This is a genomic window from Thalassotalea euphylliae, assembly GCF_003390335.1.
GTDB classification, from domain to species: Bacteria; Pseudomonadota; Gammaproteobacteria; order Enterobacterales; family Alteromonadaceae; genus Thalassotalea_F; species Thalassotalea_F euphylliae_B.
Genome location: NZ_QUOU01000001.1, coordinates 3,275,091 through 3,293,785, shown reverse-complemented (window position 1 = coordinate 3,293,785; position 18,695 = coordinate 3,275,091). Strand labels below are relative to the sequence as shown.

Below are 18,695 nucleotides of genomic sequence, written 5' to 3'. Positions count from 1 at the left end.
ATAACCAATATTAGGTGGTTATTTCTAGAAAATTCGCGTTTACTTCGGGATAACTAACAAGCGGATAAGCGATATCGAGTGAGTATTATGGCGAATAAAAAGTTAAACGAAGTTGAAGTTGCCATTAAAAACGCTAAAACCTACCAAGAATATAAAGAGGCAAGCCTCGCGCATGACCAGCTATCTGGCGCTGATGAGTGGCGCGCAGAAGAATCCTGTAAGCTTTACGATTACAGCTTAATTCGCAAACGGGTGAATCGAATTCGTGATGCGAAAGCGAAAAAAGACTCGGCAGGACTCATGTTTATTTTACATGAAGGTATTCATGGAAATTTAGGGAATATTGCCAACCCTGAGCTTAATCGCTTTGCACGAATTGGCACCAAAGTCTTGATTGAAGAGTTCTTGGATGAAGTGTGCTCGGCGATGGCGTTTATTTTCAATGCCAAGGATGAAGACGTCGACTTCTACGATAAACTCGCCTTTTTTGAAGAAACCGCCCATGCATATGGCCAAAGTTGCTTAATGTTAAGTGGTGGCGCGAGCTTAGGCTTTTTTCATGTTGGCGTTATTCGCACCCTAACTGAACACAACTTAATGCCCAATGTGATATCGGGTGCCAGTGCCGGTTCCATTATGGCATCGCTAATCGCCACCCGCACTGATGAAGAGTTACTCGACATTCTCACGTCAGAATCTATTTATGAGCGCTTTCACGAATGGGGGGTTTGGCAGGGCTTTTTAAAAGACTCACTGTTTGATAGCACTAATTTAGAAAACGCTTTGATTGAGCTATTCGACTTAACAACGTTTGAAGAGGCGTATCAAAAAACTGGTCGCCATGTCAGTGTCACCGTTTCCCCAGCAGATCTGCACCAATATTCTCGCTTACTCAATGCCAGAACGTCACCAAACGCTATCATTACGCAAGCGGTGCGCGCGTCGTGTGCAGTGCCTTTTTTATTTTCTCCGGTGCAGTTAAAAGCAAAAAATCGCGCTGGTGAAATCGTCCCTTACATTCCCAACCGCAAGTTTGCCGATGGCTCGGTAATGGCGGATATGCCATTTAATCGCTTAGCGCGTTTGTACGGTGTAAACCACAGTATTGTGAGCCAAATTAACCCGTTAGCAGTGCCTTTTTTACCGCGCACTAAGCAGCACAGTAACGGTATTTTTGCTGTTACCAAGCGGCACGTGGCGAATATGGTGAAAACCAATAGTATTTATGCCTGTGATGTGGTTGAAAACATGGTGTCGGGGCGCACAGCAAAAATGGCCGTTCACAAAGTGCGATCTGTGGTTGAGCAACAATATGTCGGCGACATTAATATATTGCCTGCGCGAAAAATTGCGAATTTAAAGCACTTGTTAATGAATCCAACCGTTGAAAGTATCGATACGCTGACGCATATGGCTGAGCGCGCGACATGGCGACAACTATCGCTGATTGAGCGCAGCACGCGCATTAGCAAAACCTTCTTGGGGTATTTAGCTGAACTAAGAGAGCAGGAAAAGCAGCGCTTACACTGGTGCCACACAAACGGCGAAAGGCCGACGTTACCGCCACAAGCTTAACCTTGCAGCTGATTGTGCAACCGGAGCGTTGCCGCTTTAGTGCTTGAACCCTCTCTTCCTTCCGCTCTCCTTTAATCACTGGTATAGCTGTCACGGCTATACCAGTGATTGTCTTATCACTGCTTTTTATCGCGATCTTGTCGTTATTAGCCTAAAAGTGACTCTCTATCTAAAGATAACGGTCGCCCTAAAACTATCAGCCAAAAAGTCAGAGCTGGCCAAGAATTGCTTCTAAGTACTAGAGCGTAAGCACTTGTTATTGAATTTTAACCGCGAGGGTAAAGGGAAAAGCCTAACGTGCAGGTGAGAAGGTAGTTACTAATAATTTAGTGTCGTTAACATCAGTGTTAACAAGAGGGGAGCGAAAAGAAGGGGAATAATGGGTAATGCAAACCTTGCTGATTAGGTCGGCATCACGCTCGCCAGCCAACGTTGTTACGATTTATATGTTAGCTATGTCGTTGCGCTTTTTTACCCCATAACTGCATCCCGTTGGCATTGCATGGTGACACTGTGAATGACCATAACCCGCCAAAATCGCTCGTCTTATTGATAAACATCGCCAAGTAAATTGCAATTTTACCTGCCTCGCAAAATGCATTGGTTAACTATTGGCTGGTTTCGCTTTCGCTGCCGTTGTACGCGTTGTTTTTTTAGCTGCGGTAGCTGTTGGCTTTTTGGCCGGTGCTTTACGCGCGGTTGTTTTTGGCGCAGGCTCGGCTTGAGCTTTTGTTGCTGGTGCTTTCTTGGCCGCAGCTTTTGCTGGGGCGGGTTTAGCTGTTTTACTCGCCGCAGTTACTTGGGCTAAGCGCGCATCCACCAGCTTAGTGATGGCGTCTGTTAAGGCATCAACTTTTGCTTCTAACTCGGCAAGTTTAGCGTCGGCGTCTGAATCAATACCTAACTTACTTTTTAAACTGGCAATTTTATCGTCAAGCTGGTTGTTAAGCTTGACCTTTTCTTTTAACTCGGATTCGATTTTTTCGCCGTTTTCAATCAACTCATTAACAAGCTTGCTAGTATCATCTATGGTGACAGTGACTTTGTTGGAAAGGTATTCCCAACCTTTGGCGTAACCACCGACCGTAGCGTAAAGCGCTTGACGACCTGCTTTTTCAATTTCCTTTATTTTGCTCATAAATTCGCACTCCTAGGATCAAAAGAACTGGCAACTTTCAAGCGGCCAGTTCAGTAGGTAATTACTTTTCAAGCTTGCTTAACGCTTCGGTTAATGTGTCAATTTTTGCTGAAAGCTCTTCGATTTTCTGGTTGGTATCACCATTGTCTAAGCCAAGCTTAGCGCGCACTTCACCAACGCGAGTTTCAACGCTAGTTTTCGCTTTTTCTTTTTCAGTTTGGTATTTTTCTTTCGCGTCAGCTTCAAGCTTTTCGCCTTTTTCGACAAGCTCGTTGAACATCTTGGTCGCTTCCGTGTTCAGCTTTTCGTATTGACCTTGAGCTTCGTCAAACCCTTTACCATATGCACCGATACCAGCTAACCAAATTTTACGCGCTAGCTCTTCAGCTTGAGTTACTTTATCTTTGATTGTGTCGATTGTAGACATGTTTTCTATCTCCTTGTTTGGGTACGGTTGAAATAATAAAAAAGTAAATTAGAAAGCGCTGTCTAAAGCTGAAAAAAAGTTAAATTAATTTTCGCTATCTCCCATAACTGACGGTCAGTCAAAGGTTTTTGTGTTGACTTTGCGTACTATAGGCGTTTATTGCGATAGAATACGCATACCTAGTTTGTCTTTCCCAACTTTTTACTGAATTATCCTGCGATGAAAATATACTTTGACGAAAATATGCCGTTTGCGCGTGAGTTTTTTAACGAACTTGGGGGCGAGCAACATCAATTAGTGCCGTTTAAAGGGCGTGAGTTAAGCGCAGATGACCTAGTTGATGCCGACGTCTTGCTGGTGCGCTCAATTACCAAAGTGAACGAAGCACTACTTTGTAAAGCACAGCAGTTAACTTTTGTCGGGACTGCCACTATTGGTGTTGATCATATTGATCAAACGTACCTGGCAAAACGAGGTATTACTTTTTCCTCTGCGCCCGGTTGCAATGCGATTTCTGTTGCAGAGTTTGTTATCAGTAGTTTAGTGATCTTGGCAGAGCGTTATCAGCTACCGCTGCTAGATAAAACGGTCGGCATTGTTGGCGCGGGCAATACGGGCTCTCGGCTTTCTGAAAAACTTATTGCGCTTGGTATCCGTTATAAATTGTGTGACCCAATACTGGCGGCAGCTGGTGACTCGCGCGATTTTGTTACCCTCGAAGAGGCGCTCGCTTGTGATGTGGTTTCGCTACACGTGCCGCTAACACGCGATGGTCAGTACCCAACGTATCATTTACTTAATAGCACCAGGTTAAGCGCCTTATCCGAGCAACAGATTTTAATCAATGCTTGTCGCGGAGAAGTTATCGACAATCAAGCCTTGTTAGCGCTCAAACAGCAAGGTCATGGTGTCACGCTTGTCATGGATGTTTGGGAGGACGAGCCAGATGTGCTAACCGATCTCATCCCCTATGCTGACCTTGCAACCGCCCATATTGCTGGTTATAGCTTAGAAGGAAAAGCTCGTGGTACCGAAATATTGTATCAGGCACTATGTCAGCAAATGGGGCTAGGCGATAACAAGCAGTTATCTGACTTTTTACCAGCACCGACAGTGGCGTGCGTACAAGTAAATGGTGTAAAAGCCGAGCAAGGGATATCAAAAAATCAAAAAGTAGATGAAATTTTGCTAAACCAGCTGGTCAAAATGGTATACGATGTGAGACGCGACGATGGCATCTTTCGTCAGCAATTATCTCGCTTTGGTTTTGATCATATCCGAAAAAATTATCCGGTACGTCGGGAGTTTTCATCACTGTCAGTCAGCGGCGAGAGTAGCTCACTGAATACGCTGGTTCAGTTGGGCTTTAATGGGACAAAGAGCAAGGCCTAAGTTTTAGCAACAATAAGACAAACGTAAGATAGAGGAAGAGAAAAAGCATGGCGCAAAAATTTGATGTATGTGTACTTGGTGCAACGGGGCTAGTGGGTAAAACCATTATTGAAATTCTAGAGCAACGTGACTTTCCCGTTAACAAACTTTACCCACTCGCGAGTGCGCGCTCTGCTGGTCAGTTTATTGAATTTAACGGCGAAAGTATTGAAGTACTAGATGCCGATAACTTTGATTGGAGCCAAGCACAAATCGGCTTCTTCTCTGCAGGTGGCGCAACATCTGCAAAGTATGCACCAATGGCAGGTGATGCTGGCTGTGTTGTTATCGACAACACCTCGGAGTTTCGCTACGAGCCTGATATCCCACTCGTTGTCCCAGAAGTAAACCCAGACGCCCTAGCTGAGTATCGCAATCGTAATATTATTGCCAACCCGAACTGCTCAACTATCCAAATGTTGGTGGCACTAAAACCGATCCAAGATGCGGTGGGTATTGACCGTATCAATGTTTGTACTTACCAGTCGGTATCTGGCGCAGGTAAAGAAGCGATGGATGAATTAGCGAAGCAGTGTGCTGATTTGTTAAGCGGTAAGCCTGTTGAAACCAAGAGTTTTTCTCGTCAAATCGCGTTTAACGTCATTCCTCAAATTGATGTGTTCCAAGATAACGGTTACACCAAAGAAGAGATGAAAATGGTATGGGAAACAAAGAAAATTTTCGGTGACGAAAGTATCTTAGTTAACCCAACAGCGGTGCGAGTACCAGTGTTCTACGGTCACGCAGAAGCGATTCACATTGAAACGCGCACGCAAACTTCAGCGGAAGAGGTCAAGGCGTTGTTAAGTCATGCGCCGGGTATTGTGTTATGCGAAGATGATCAAGACTTCCCTACGCAAATTGGTGATGCAAGTGGTAAAGACGATACTTATGTCGGTCGTATTCGCGAAGATATTAGCCACCCTAATGGCATTAATTTGTGGGTGGTGGCAGACAATGTGCGCAAGGGCGCAGCGACTAACAGTATTCAAATTGCCGAGCTGTTGATCAAAGAGTATTTATAATACTCAGCAACAAAATTTGGTAAAGAAATAGAGGGGTTAGCCGTTAATATAAATGGCTAACCCTTTTTTATTGCTATTCATTTATGCTGCTCTTGATAATAAAGCAATTAATTTCTTGATCAAGGACAGGGTTTTATCGCTTGCTAGGTATATCTGTTTACCGCTAGCATAGATCTTGACTGAGACTTGGAATAAACTTTGCTTTGCTCTAGCTGGGTGTCACCGCCAGTTTTTTGGCAATTTATTAGAATAATTAGGAAAGACTTAATGCTGCGCTTACTTAGCCTGTGCTTATTGCAGGTGTTAATTGTTGGACTTTTACTGGCGACTACGCCATCAGTATCAGCGCAAGATACTGGCATTCGTATTCGCGGCCCTAAAAGCACAGATGTTTTTCCCCACGATCGCTACGGTCCAATTACCAGTAGTGACACACTTTGGAAGATAGCGTTAGCAATCAGACCAGATCCTTCCGTGACGGTTTATCAGGTTATGCAAGCTTTGTATGAGATGAACCCAAATGCGTTCGCCGATAACAACCGTAACCACTTAATTAATGGCCAGTATTTACTGGTTCCACCGATTGAAAAAATCCGCTTAATTGATCCCTATGTCGCCAAAAACAGCGCCGTTAGTGATGACAAAAAATGGCAAGGTAAAGTTGCCAAAAAAGCTGAGCCAGTTGTGCCTGTTAAACCGGAAGAGTTGGTTGTTAAAAAGAAAGACTTAGACGCAGCGAAAGGCGAAATTAATCAACAATTACAGACCTATGACACCGAACAACGTCAAAAACTCGATACGATTCAACGTGATGTTTTAGATTCGATTGACGGCCTACAAGCGATTTTACAAGAAAATGAAGCCTTGCGTCAGCGCTTAGCCAACTTCAATGACCAACTTACCTTGATGCAAGGGGAGGTGGCCAAAGGGCAAGAAGTTAAAGCCCAAATGGACAGCATGCTTGAGCTGCAAAAAGAGCTGTTGGCAAAAGCGGAAGAGCGCGAACGCCAGTTGCTACTGGAAAAGCAGCAGGCTGAGCTTGCACAGCAAAATTGGATGTCGAGCCTGTGGTTCAAAGTGCTCATGGGCACCTTGCCAGCCTTATTAATTGCTGGGGTAATCGCCTTCTTTATTGGTCGTAAAAAGCAGGAAAAACAGCAGCCAGCTCAAGAGATGACGCTTGAAAAACCTGCGCCTGCTGCTGAAGCCCCTGTCGCTCAAGCAGCGAGTGAAACCTTGGATGAGGAACTGTCGTTAGATGGCGAACTATCGCTTGACGATGAACTTTCCATTGATCTGACTGAGTCAGAAGAAGACGAAAGTGACGATTTATTCGCTGATACTATCGACGATTTAGGTGATGAATTACTCGATGACGATTTATCTGATGAAGTGATTCATTTAGATGATGAACTTGATGAACTCGACGACCTTGAAGATATCTCGCTTGATGATGACCTTGAAAAAGCGGAAGAAGAGAGTGAGCCACTAGAGGGTGGTGAGTTAGATCAAAGTATGCTCGATGACTTGTTATCGGGCGGTGACGACAGCGAAAAAGCGTCAATGGAATCGGAAGAACCTGAATTGCTCGAAGGCGGTCAGCTAGATCAAGGAGATTTAGATGATTTACTTTCTGGCTTAGGCTCTGATGATAGCGACGATGTAGCACTGGCTCAAGAAGACGATGACACGCTTCCTGATGGCGAATTAGGGCAAGACGATCTCGACGCGTTACTTGCTGGTGCAAGTGATGAAAAAGAAATACCAGACGGTGCAGATGTTACTGACCCTGACGATATTGATGCATTGCTTGCTAGTGCTGGTGGCGAAACAGAACCAGCGCCTGAGCCAGCAACAGAGCCAGAACCTGAGCCCGAAAGTAAAGCCGCAGACGATATCCCCGATGGTGCAGATGTTACTGACCCCGATGATATTGACGCACTGCTTGCTAGTGTTGGGGGGGATTCGACACCTGAGCCAGCAACAGAGCCAGAACCTGAGCCCGAAAGTAAAGCCGCAGACGATATCCCCGATGGTGCAGATGTTACTGACCCAGACGATATTGATGCACTGCTTGCTAGTGTTGGGGGTGATTCGGCACCTGAGCCAGAACCTGAGCCCGAAAGTAAAGCCGCAGATGATATCCCAGATGGTGCAGATGTTACTGACCCAGACGATATTGATGCACTGCTTGCTAGTGTTGGTGGTGATTCGGCACCTGAGCCCGAAAGTAAAGCCGCAGATGAAATCCCAGACGGTGCAGATGTTACTGACCCTGATGATATTGATGCACTGCTTGCTAGTGTTGGTGGTGATTCGGCACCTGAGCCCGAAAGTAAAGCCGCAGATGATATCCCAGACGGTGCAGATGTTACCGACCCTGATGATATTGACGCACTGCTTGCCAGTGTTGGCGGCGAAGCCGAACCCAAACCAGCACCAGAGCCCCAAAACAGCGCCGCAGATGATATCCCCGATGGCGCAGATGTTACCGACCCTGACGATATTGATGCGCTGTTAGCAAGTATTAATGGCGAAAGCTTGCAACAAGAAACCAGTGTTGTTGACGACGGTGACATGGAAATCACAGATCCAGATGATATTGATGCGCTGTTAAATAGCATTAATGGTGATTCGGCTGAAAGCGCGAGCGACAATGGTAGTGAGCAAGAAGCTGGCCTAGCGGCTGATCAGCTAGAGGAGAATGTTGACCTTACTGACGCCGCAGGTATTGAGCAGCTATTGGGAGAAGAGGACAACAGCGGTGAAGCATCTGAACACCATGCGCAAATTGAGGCATTTACCGAAGAGTATGTTGCGCCGTTCTTAAATGCTGATTTTAGTGACATGATAGCTAGCGATAACTCGGATGACACTCAGCTAGAAGGCAATCAGCCAGAAGAAACTGCTGCGCCGACAGAAGTCGCTTCAACAGATAACACTGCCAGCCAAGAAATGTCAGATGACTTTGATATTGATAGCTTAATCGCCGATGTCCAAGCCGATATCGACACCAGTGAGCCGGACGATACACTGGATATTGGTGACGATCTGCTTTCAGGCTTTGAGCAAAGTGATGAACAGTTGACCTCAGATGATGTGTTGGAAGACAGTGGCGTTAATGAAAGTACACTTGAAGTTTCAGCGGAATCTATTGATCAGCTGGCAGAAGCAATGCCTCAAGATGCTGACGACCTTTCTGGCGACGAACTACTGGCAGATATGGCAACTGATTTTGATGAGTCAACCTTGTCTGAGTTACTCAATGATGAAAAAGAAGCTGGTGCAACCGTTGAGTTGACGCCAGACTTTACTGACAGCAATGTGTTAGCTGATCTATTAGCAGAGGGAGAGCCTGATGGCGAAACTGAGCGAGAGGCTGTCACCGAAGCCAATGAGATTGAAGATATTCAAGAGCTAGACAGTTTAGATTTTGATGAACTATTGGCAAATATTGAAGAGGAATCCACAGGAAGTGACGACGATCACGACTTTGACTTATCTGATGAACTCGATATCGGTGATGAACTCGTTATTGAAGCGAGTACAGCACCGACAAATGAATTGGATATCGAGTTACCAGCAGGGCAGTTAGATAAAGCCCTATCGTCAAGCGATAGCTCAAGTGCAAGTGATAGCTCAGGTGAGAGTGAGCAAGACTTTGTCTCTGTTGACTCTTTGTTGTCTGACAGCTTGCAACCAAGCACTAGCGAGCCATATCAAAAAACGAATATTGATGTCGGCCTAAATGAGTTCCCTGAATTTACGCAAGACGCCAATAATATTGACGTTGATGACGATGACAACGGCATTGCTGCTAAGTTAGATCTAGCGAAAGTGTACCTTGAAATAGGCGACAGTGAGAATGCGGAAATTATTCTCACCGATGTTGTTGAAAAAGGTGATGCCCAGCAGCAGTTTGAAGCACAACAGCTACTTGAAAACCTCAAATAGCATGGCGGTTTAGTCGTTAGTCATAGCTATGTAAAAGTGAGAAAAACCAGAAAAGTCGCTTAGTTAAGCGGCTTTTTTTATGTCTCGATGAGGGAGATGAGAGATCATCGCCTGCGCTAGCATTCGACGGATAAATCAAGGATAATGCGCGCCAAATTATTGGGAGGCAAAAATGCGGTACGCGCTCGGTATAGAATACGACGGCCAAAAATACTGTGGTTGGCAAAAACAGAATCACTCACCTAGTGTGCAAGAAACACTGGAAAAGGCGTTATCACGCATTGCCGACGAACCTATAGAGGTGGTTTGCGCGGGTCGCACCGACACGGGCGTTAATGCGACCAATCAGGTTATTCATTTCGATACCACGAAAACGCGCAAAGACGTTGCTTGGACGTTAGGGGTAAACACTAACTTACCTAAAGATATCGCGGTACGTTGGGTGAAAGAAGTGGACGAAGATTTTCACGCGCGCTTTAGTGCAACCGCAAGGCGTTATCGTTACATCATCAATAATGCACCGTTTAGACCAGCAATTCTCTCCAGTGGTGTTACTTTTTGCCATCATCCGCTCGACGATAAAGCGATGCATCAAGCCGCACAGGTACTGGTGGGGGAAAATGATTTCACCTCATTTCGCACCGTTCATTGTCAAGCCAATTCGCCCGTGCGTACTCTGCACCACTGTAATGTGACGCGAGTGGGCGATTTTCTGGTGTTGGACGTCAAAGGTAATGCCTTTTTACATCATATGATTCGCAATATCGCGGGCAGTTTAATACGTGTTGGTCGCGGCCAAGAGAGCATTGACTGGATTGCAGAGGTACTTGCCGCCAAAAATCGCTGCGTTGCGGGGATGACTGCAAATGCAGGTGGGCTATATTTTGTCGATGTTGACTACCCAGCGCACTTTGCCATTCCCAAGTGTCCACTTGGTCCCTTGTTTTTACCAGACCAATTAAACGGCTAAGACAAAAGTGGCTGAAAGTACGGCGAACAGAACAAAAACGGCGGTTTGTCTAACAAACCAGACCAGTTTTTTATAACTATCTGCATGATTCTATGGTTTAATCCTGCGATTCACTAGTTATTTATGGGCGCTTGGGGCAGAATTGGTTAATTGTTGGCTAGTTAGCTATTGATTAGACATTGATTAGGTACTAATTAGGCATAGATTAGCCATTATTGACCAAAGCGCAGGCGCATTGTCGTTGTGCGACCAACCGTCCTGATTTAATTGCAATAGGCACAGTTAATTTATGAGCTGGATAGAAAAGATTCTCCCAAAAGCTAAGGGAACACAAAAAAGAAATATTCCAGAAGGCGTCTGGATCAAGTGCAGTGCTTGTAATGCGGTACTTTACAAAGCGGAAGTTGAGCGCCAGCAATTTGTATGTCCCAAATGCGACCATCATATGCGCATCTCGGCGCGTAAGCGAATTGAAAGTTTTCTTGACCAAGGCGAGCGCGTTGAAATTGGCGCTGACTTAGAGCCGCAAGATATTCTCAAGTTTAAAGATTCAAAGCGCTACAAAGACCGCATTTCGTCGGCGCAAAAATCGACTGGCGAAAAAGATGCGTTAGTGGTGATGCGTGGTGAGCTAAACGGTATGCCAGTGGTCGCCGCAGCATTTGAATTCTCTTTCCTTGGTGGCTCAATGGCGTCTGTCGTTGGGGCGCGTTTTGTGCAAGCCGCTGAATATTGTTTAGAGCACAATTTACCGTTTATTTGCTTCTCTGCCAGTGGCGGTGCGCGTATGCAAGAAGCGCTATTCTCACTGATGCAAATGGCAAAAACCAGTGCCGCATTAGCGAAGATGAGTGAAAAAGGTTTGCCTTATGTGTCAGTACTTACTGACCCAACCATGGGCGGTGTATCAGCGAGTTTAGCCATGCTAGGTGACATTAATGTCGCCGAACCCAAAGCATTGATTGGCTTTGCTGGCCCACGTGTTATTGAACAAACGGTACGTGAAAAGCTGCCAGAAGGTTTCCAACGCAGTGAGTTCTTATTGGAGAAGGGCGCGATTGACATGATTGTTGACCGCCGTGAGATGCGTGCAACATTAGGGCGTATGCTCGCCAAATTTACTGGCCTGCCAAGCCTTGAGCAAGCAGACGATAGCAGTTCGGAACCGCCCAAAATAGAAGAGCCAGCGGCAGAATAACTGTTGCGCGCTATTTATTACGCTGACTTTTAACGAGCTTCAAGAGGTGAATGAGCTTCAACAAGTCAGTGAGCTGAGGTATAGTCCGTGCAGATTACCTTTGAACGTAAATAGTGTTAGCGCATGAGTAAAGACGCCATGAAAAGCCATTGTGATAACTGGTCGTTGTCACAATGGCTTTGTTATTTAGAAACCATTCACAACCAAGAAATTGATCTGGGTTTATCCCGCATCAGTCAAGTCGCGACCAAGCTCAATATCAACTTAAATTTTGCCAAAGTGATCACCGTCGCAGGTACTAATGGCAAAGGCACAACCTGTGCTTTTATTGAAAATTACTTACTTGCTGCCAAGCAAACGGTCGCTGTTTACTCATCTCCGCATATTGAGCGCTTTAATGAACGATTGCGCATTAACAAGGTCGATGTTGAAGACCAACCTTGGCTAAGTGCACTTGCAGCAGTGGAATTGGCGCGAGCTGACATTTCGCTTACCTATTACGAGTTCACAACCCTTGCAGGGTTATTTATTTTGCAGCAGCAACAGCCCGATTTTATTATTCTGGAAGTAGGGCTGGGTGGTCGACTAGATGCAACCAATATGGTGGATGCGGATATTGCGGTGGTCACGTCAGTGGATTTAGATCATCAAGCATTCTTGGGTGATACACGTGAATTGATTGGTTTTGAAAAGGCGGGCATTTTCCGCCCTGAAAAACCGGCAATAGTTGGTGAACCTAATATGCCACAATCAGTTGCCAAGCAAGCCTTTAACATTGGCGCAAAGCTGCTTGCCCGTGGCCGAGCTTTCGACATTTGTCAGCAGGACACTAGTTGGCAATGGCAAACAACTCAGCGTGATAAAAATGCAAGCGATGAACTTAACTTCACAGGGTTAAAGCCTCCTTATATTCCGATGGACAATGTTGCAACAGCACTTATGGTCCTCGCTGAGCTAAACCTTCAATTATCTGCTGAGCGCATTAACCAGGTTATTGAGATGACCAAAGTGGCAGGGCGAACCGAGATCTTTCAGCCGACAAGCCATGAAGGTTATCAGTGCGATATCATGCTTGATGTTGCCCACAACCCTCATGCCGCAAAACACTTGGCGAAAACCATCAAGCGTCTTGGTTATCAAAAAGTTCACGCGGTTGTCGGTATGCTAAAAGACAAAGATATCAGGGCAACGCTTGTTGAGCTGAGCGATTGCGTAGATTCTTGGTACTTTGCTTCACTTTCCGGTGCAAGAGCGGCAAGCGCTCAAGAAATCAACAGCTTAGCTGATAAGCTCGCACTTGACGGTAATTGCTTTGACAATGTTGAACATGCCTTTACAATGGCAAAAAACAGCGCTAATGCCGACGAGCTGGTATTAGTGTTTGGTTCTTTTTTTACCGTTGCTGAAGTGAGGCCCGCGCTAGTGGGTTCATTGAGGGCAATTGGTGAGTGATCAATAACAGACAATCGATAAGAGTTGTTGAAAAAGCCAGAGGAGTTGCGCTTGTCTACCCCGTTTCAAAATAGATTAGTTGGCACCATCATAGTTGCTGCAGCACTGATCATCTTCTTGCCCGATATTCTTGATGGTGAGAAGGAAAGCTATCAGGCAGATTTTGAGGCGATCCCACAAGCGCCAAAATTTGAGGGGGCGAAAGCACATAAACCGTTTCCCGAAGAAAAGCTGGCGGTGATTCCCAAGCCCAGTATCAGTGACGAAGAGGCGATTGATGATCAACTCGCATCTAATGCAACTAAAGTAACTGAGGCTGCTCATGGGGCTAACTTAGCGGCTAACACACGACCCATCAATAAAAACCAGACAACCGTTGCCACCCCTGCTAAAAAAGAAGCGATTATCGCCACAAACGCTGCATCGCAAGCAAGGCCGCAAACAACAAGCAAATTACCGCCCGTGAAAAAAGACCAGTACGCATGGGTAATTCATTTAGGTAGCTTTAAACACAAGAAGAATGTCGACGATTTAATGGCAAAGTTAAAAGGCGCTGGCTACACCGCTTTCACTCAGCCAATTAAAACGCAAAAGGGGACCTTGACTAAAGTCATTATTGGCCCCAACCTGCACAAAGCTGAACTGGAAAAAGCCATTCCCAAGCTGAAAAGCTTAACCCGTGTGCAGGGCCGTATTGCCAAATTTAAAGTGACTAAATAAAAATATATTAACAGTGGCGTTCATCTGTTAGAATGCGCGCCACTCATTTCTTGAGATTACTCAGTATATGGTTTGGATAGACTATGCCATTTTAGCGATTATTGGCATATCAACCTTGATTAGTTTGGTTCGTGGATTTGTCAAAGAAGCGATCTCACTTGTGGTATGGATCGGCGCCTTTTTTATCGCCAGCTCCTTTTATCCTAACCTCGCTGCCTTACTCACTAATATCTCTGAACACCTCCTGCGCAATGCTGCTGCCATTGCTATTCTCTTTATTTCCACCTTAATTTTAGGTGCCTTGGTCAACTATGTGGTTAGCCAATTGGTACAAAAAACTGGCTTGTCTGGCACGGATCGTGTCCTTGGCTTGGCGTTTGGTGGATTACGCGGGGTGTTAATTGTCAGTGCACTGCTGTTCTTTATGGACGCTTTTACCGCATCGTCGTCTACGCCTTGGTGGCAAAGTTCGACCCTGATCCCAGAGTTCACGTTAGTGATTGAATGGTTTTTCGAGTATCTCAAGCAATCATCAAGTTTTTTAACTTAATTCACTTGGTAAAACACACTCGTCGGAGAACAGGTTTATGTGTGGTATTGTTGGTATAGTTGGTAATTCAGCTGTCAATCAGTCTTTGTATGATGGGTTAACGGTTCTGCAACATCGGGGACAAGATGCTGCTGGTATTGTCACCATTAATGACAATATGTTTCGCTTGAGAAAAGCAAATGGATTGGTCAAAGATGTGTTTCATACGCGGCACATGCACCGACTGCAAGGCAACATCGGCATCGGGCATATTCGCTACCCCACCGCAGGTACTTCAAGTTCCTCAGAAGCCCAGCCCTTTTACGCTAACTCCCCCTTTGGCATCGCACTCGCCCACAACGGTAACCTCACCAACTTTGACGAATTAAAAAACTGGCTATTTGAAACCGCTCGTCGCCATGTTAATACCACGTCAGATTCTGAATTGTTACTCAACATTCTCGGCCATGAATTAGCGCAAACTCAAGCGTTAAAGCTAACCCCAGAAGATATTTTCCAAGCGGTCAGTAACGTTCACCAGCGCATTCGCGGCGCATACGCCACTGTCGCGTTGATTATCGGTCACGGCATGGTGGCATTTCGAGACCCTAATGGTATTCGTCCACTGGTCTTCGGTAAGCGAGAAACCGAACAAGGGGTTGAGTACATGGTGGCCTCAGAGTCGGTTGCGTTAGATGCGTGCGATTTTGAATTTGTGCGCGATGTGGCGCCAGGTGAAGCCATCTACTTTACCGAAGACGGCAAAATGTTTAGCCAACAATGTGCCCAAGCGCCAACTTACAGCCCTTGTATTTTTGAGTTTGTGTACTTCGCTCGCCCAGATTCGACCATAGATAAAATGTCGGTGTACGCAACACGCGTTGAGATGGGCAAAAAGCTCGGCGAGAAAATTGCGCGTCAGTGGGACGACCTTGATATCGATGTGGTGATTCCAATTCCTGAAACCTCGTGTGACATTGCACTGCAAATTGCCCATCAATTAGATATTCCATATCGTCAAGGCTTTGTTAAAAACCGCTACATCGGCCGTACTTTTATTATGCCGGGCCAAGAAATGCGTAAGAAGTCTGTTCGCCAAAAGCTCAATGCAATTAGTGCTGAATTTAAAGGCAAAAATGTCTTGTTGGTTGATGACTCTGTGGTGCGTGGCACGACTTCACAGCAGATTATTGAAATGGCGCGTGCAGCGGGTGCGAAGAAGGTTTACTTCGCCTCAGCCGCTCCTGAGATTCGCTTCCCGAATGTGTACGGTATTGATATGCCAAGTGCGAATGAGCTGATTGCTCATGGCCGTGAAGTCGACGATATCTGTCAGCTCATTGGTGCTGACGAGCTTATCTTCCAAGATATTAAAGACTTAGTCGCAGCTGCTCGCACGTTCAACCCAGAAGTGAAGCGCTTTGAAACCTCGGTTTTTGATGGTAAGTACATCACTAACGATATCGATCAAGGCTATCTTGAGAAGTTAGACGCTGCTCGTAACAACGAAACCAAAGAGCAAACCGATAAGAACGCTGATTCTATTATCGACTTGCACAACGAAGGTGCTTAGCGCCTAGTTTCACGCATTAGTTTAATGCTTAGGTGAATGCATAGGTTAGTGCTCTGTTTAGTGAGCTTAGACCATTAATTTAACGACCCGTTTTCGGGTCGTTTTTGTCTGTTAGTATTTATAGCAATTGGTATTGCCTCTAACCTTATGACGATAGACGGCATCAATAATGGCGAGTAAATTGCTTGACCTTATGGTCAATAACGCCAACACTTTATGTGAAGACTAAACCAAACTAAACTAAACAAAGAAAACAACCAAGTACACAATGACAACAAGAGAAAAGCAAAATAAAAAAGAAGTCACTCGACAGAAGAATCAGCAACTTATTTTAGCCGCTGCAGAAAAGCTCTTTTCGCAATCGGGCTACGATGGCGCCAGTATGAGCATGATTGCGAGCGAAGCGGGTGTGGCTAAAGCCAATGTACTGTATTACTTTAAAAATAAAGACAACCTTTACGAAGAAGTACTTAACGGTATTGTTGAAACCTGGAATATAGGGCTTGATAACGCCACCGTGGATGATGACCCCGCTGAGGTTTTGTATCACTATATTCGCAGTAAAATAGCACTTTCAATTCACCAACCCATGCAGTCGAGATTGTTCGCGGCAGAAATCCTGCGCGGTGCGCCTTATTTGCAAGATTATATGCGCGATAAAAACCGCCCTTGGTTCCGCGCTAAGTGCCAGTTGCTCCAAGCGTGGATTGACGCCGGCAAAATGGACGCCGTCAGCCCTGTACATTTGTTGTTTACCATTTGGGCTAGTACTCAGTATTACGCTGACTTCCAAGCGGAAGTCTTGTTGCTGCAAAACAAGTTGGAGTATGAAGAAAGTGATATTGACGATATCACGGCGTCCGTCGCTAAGATTATTATCAATGGGGTGGGCTTAGCGATGCCCGACTCAGCCAACTAAACCAACTCTGCTAACTAGGTCAACTAAGCCAACTAGGCTAGCTAGGCCAAGCGCGCCAAATAAATCAGAGCAGAACTAGCTAATCCGCTGCTTTCAACAACTGCTTGCTCGGCTATCAAGCTATAACGTTACATCATTTATTGTAACATCTCGGAGGGCGGTAAAGCTTACCGTCCTCTATGCAAACAGAAGCCACTAAAGCTATTATCACCACAGACACATTATCAATAGGCACATTAACAGCCTTTCTTCCTGTCTAAAGTCGCTGATCTTATCCTCTTATATTTCGACCCAAACCAGTGCAAAAGCACCAAGATGGTGAGAAAAACTCTGGCAGAAACACCGCGTTTCTCATCTTCGCTTACTACCCTTTATTCGCCACCCTTTTGATGTTGACCGATCGGATAAGAAATAAATTTTATGGCACTGGTTTTGCAGACATTTTAGCGTTGTCTTGCACTAACGCTGGTTTAGCAAGCGTTGGCATAACAAGCAAATTTTACGTCGATAAAGGAATCAAAAGGTAGTGAAGCACGACTCGGCAATTTTTTGTAGTCATGGCCCGAAAGCATGGCAGGCACGCGAAAGCGGTGATTTAGCGGGTTTGCGCTTGGCAGTAAAAGATCTATTTGCCGTGGCAGGTCATAAAAATAGTGCGGGTAACCCCGAATGGTTGCGCCAAGCAAAGCTCGCCGAGGAAACAGCGAGCAGTGTCCACACATTAATGATGCAAGGCTGCCAGTTTGTCGGTTACACCCAAACTGATGAGCTTGCTTATAGTCTGGAAGGGAATAATTCTCACTATGGTGCGGCGCAAAATCCCAAGCTTGCTGGGCATTCTTGTGGTGGTTCAAGCATGGGGTCTGCGGCAGCTGTCGCAGCAGGCTTAGCTGATATTGGTCTAGGTACCGATACGGGGGGCTCAATCCGCGTACCAGCGAGCTACTGTGGCCTTTATGGTATTCGTCCTACCCATGGCGCGATCAGCGCCCATGGCCTAACCCCATTGGCCCCCGCTTTTGATACCACAGGTTGGCTTACCCATAGCGCCGAGTTACTGGTAAAAGTAGGTAATCACCTACTGCCCAAGCAATCAGTTTATCAAGTGGAGCAACTTTTTGTATGCGAACAGTTATTTGACCTGTTACCTTCAGAGCTTGCGGGGGCGCTGAGCAATAAATTAGACGAAATAGCGCCGCACTTTGCGCAAGTAAAGCAATTTGTGTTGCCAAGTGAAGGCTTACTCAGCGAGTTGGCAGATACATTTCGTATTTTGCAAGGGCGTGAAATTGCGCGCACGCATGGTAAGTGGTTAAGTGCATTGTCACCTGACTATCGTGACTATTTTGCACCTGCTATTGGTGGGCGTTTCGAAATGGCCTTGGCATTGTCTGAGGCCGAAGAAGTGCAAGCCAAGCAAGTGCAGCAAAAGTGGTGTGACGTGATGCAACAACTTACATCAGGGCTTAAATCAGCGATGACGGTCAGGAGTGCCTTGTTTTTGCCAACGACGCCAAGCATAGCGCCCAAATTGGGGGCAGATACCAGTGAGCTGCGTGCCAAGATACTTACACTAACCGCTATCGCTGGCCTATCTGGCAGTGCGCAGGTGCATATACCTGATGTGTCAATAGCGATACCCGATACCCAATTGTTAGACTGTGATGGTAGCTTACTAAAAGCACCCTATGGCTACTCCTTGTTGATGGCACCGCATAATGATCGCAGCTTGCTTGAGTTGGTATCCCAATTAAGTGAGTGAGTTAAGTGAGATAAGTAAAGTA

General features: G+C 45.7%; 14 protein-coding genes. 12 read left to right on the top strand and 2 right to left on the bottom strand.

The window, feature by feature from the left end; translation table 11 throughout:
- Positions 1-87 precede the first annotated feature (87 nt).
- On the top strand, positions 88-1,575 hold the full coding sequence (locus DXX93_RS14460; RefSeq protein WP_116008710.1) for a DUF3336 domain-containing protein: 1,488 nt from the start codon (positions 88-90) through the stop codon (positions 1,573-1,575).
- 604 nt (positions 1,576-2,179) lie between these two features.
- Here the strand turns inward: DXX93_RS14460 and DXX93_RS14455 are convergent.
- Both DXX93_RS14455 and DXX93_RS14450 read right to left on the bottom strand, forming a co-directional pair.
- Positions 2,180-2,713: a hypothetical protein gene (locus DXX93_RS14455; protein ID WP_116008709.1), complete on the bottom strand. Its 534-nt coding sequence runs from the start codon at positions 2,711-2,713 to the stop codon at positions 2,180-2,182.
- A 61-nt stretch (positions 2,714-2,774) separates the two neighbouring features.
- Entirely contained in the window at positions 2,775-3,140 is a 366-nt protein-coding gene (locus DXX93_RS14450) for a phasin family protein (protein WP_116008708.1), read from the bottom strand.
- 219 nt (positions 3,141-3,359) lie between these two features.
- On the opposite strand from DXX93_RS14450, the gene DXX93_RS14445 reads away from it, so the two are divergent.
- From DXX93_RS14445 to DXX93_RS14390, 11 genes are all read left to right on the top strand, one after another.
- On the top strand, positions 3,360-4,532 hold the full coding sequence (locus DXX93_RS14445; protein ID WP_116008707.1) for a 4-phosphoerythronate dehydrogenase: 1,173 nt from the start codon (positions 3,360-3,362) through the stop codon (positions 4,530-4,532).
- 47 nt (positions 4,533-4,579) lie between these two features.
- The gene (locus tag DXX93_RS14440; protein ID WP_116008706.1) at positions 4,580-5,596 is read left to right on the top strand and encodes an aspartate-semialdehyde dehydrogenase; all 1,017 of its coding nucleotides are present in this window, start codon (positions 4,580-4,582) and stop codon (positions 5,594-5,596) included.
- Positions 5,597-5,863: 267 nt separating this feature from the next.
- Complete coding sequence (locus tag DXX93_RS14435) at positions 5,864-9,550, top strand: FimV/HubP family polar landmark protein (RefSeq protein WP_116008705.1); 3,687 nt, start codon at positions 5,864-5,866, stop codon at positions 9,548-9,550.
- Between the two features lie 172 nt (positions 9,551-9,722).
- Positions 9,723-10,520 carry a tRNA pseudouridine(38-40) synthase TruA gene (truA, locus tag DXX93_RS14430; protein ID WP_116008704.1) on the top strand — a complete coding sequence of 266 codons (798 nt, stop codon included), beginning with the start codon at positions 9,723-9,725 and terminating at the stop codon, positions 10,518-10,520.
- A 289-nt stretch (positions 10,521-10,809) separates the two neighbouring features.
- Positions 10,810-11,718, top strand: a complete 909-nt coding sequence (gene accD / locus DXX93_RS14425; protein ID WP_116008703.1) for an acetyl-CoA carboxylase, carboxyltransferase subunit beta — start codon at positions 10,810-10,812, stop codon at positions 11,716-11,718.
- A gap of 123 nt (positions 11,719-11,841) precedes the next feature.
- The gene (folC, locus tag DXX93_RS14420; protein ID WP_220347573.1) at positions 11,842-13,170 is read left to right on the top strand and encodes a bifunctional tetrahydrofolate synthase/dihydrofolate synthase; all 1,329 of its coding nucleotides are present in this window, start codon (positions 11,842-11,844) and stop codon (positions 13,168-13,170) included.
- Positions 13,171-13,221: 51 nt separating this feature from the next.
- The gene (locus DXX93_RS14415) at positions 13,222-13,890 is read left to right on the top strand and encodes an SPOR domain-containing protein (RefSeq protein ID WP_116009982.1); all 669 of its coding nucleotides are present in this window, start codon (positions 13,222-13,224) and stop codon (positions 13,888-13,890) included.
- 67 nt (positions 13,891-13,957) lie between these two features.
- Positions 13,958-14,440, top strand: a complete 483-nt coding sequence (locus DXX93_RS14410) for a CvpA family protein (protein ID WP_116000884.1) — start codon at positions 13,958-13,960, stop codon at positions 14,438-14,440.
- A 37-nt stretch (positions 14,441-14,477) separates the two neighbouring features.
- Positions 14,478-15,992, top strand: a complete 1,515-nt coding sequence (gene purF, locus DXX93_RS14405) for an amidophosphoribosyltransferase (RefSeq protein ID WP_116008702.1) — start codon at positions 14,478-14,480, stop codon at positions 15,990-15,992.
- 268 nt (positions 15,993-16,260) lie between these two features.
- Positions 16,261-16,911, top strand: a complete 651-nt coding sequence (locus tag DXX93_RS14400; RefSeq protein WP_116008701.1) for a TetR/AcrR family transcriptional regulator — start codon at positions 16,261-16,263, stop codon at positions 16,909-16,911.
- Positions 16,912-17,437: 526 nt separating this feature from the next.
- Complete coding sequence (locus DXX93_RS14390; protein ID WP_116008699.1) at positions 17,438-18,673, top strand: amidase family protein; 1,236 nt, start codon at positions 17,438-17,440, stop codon at positions 18,671-18,673.
- Positions 18,674-18,695: the final 22 nt, after the last annotated feature.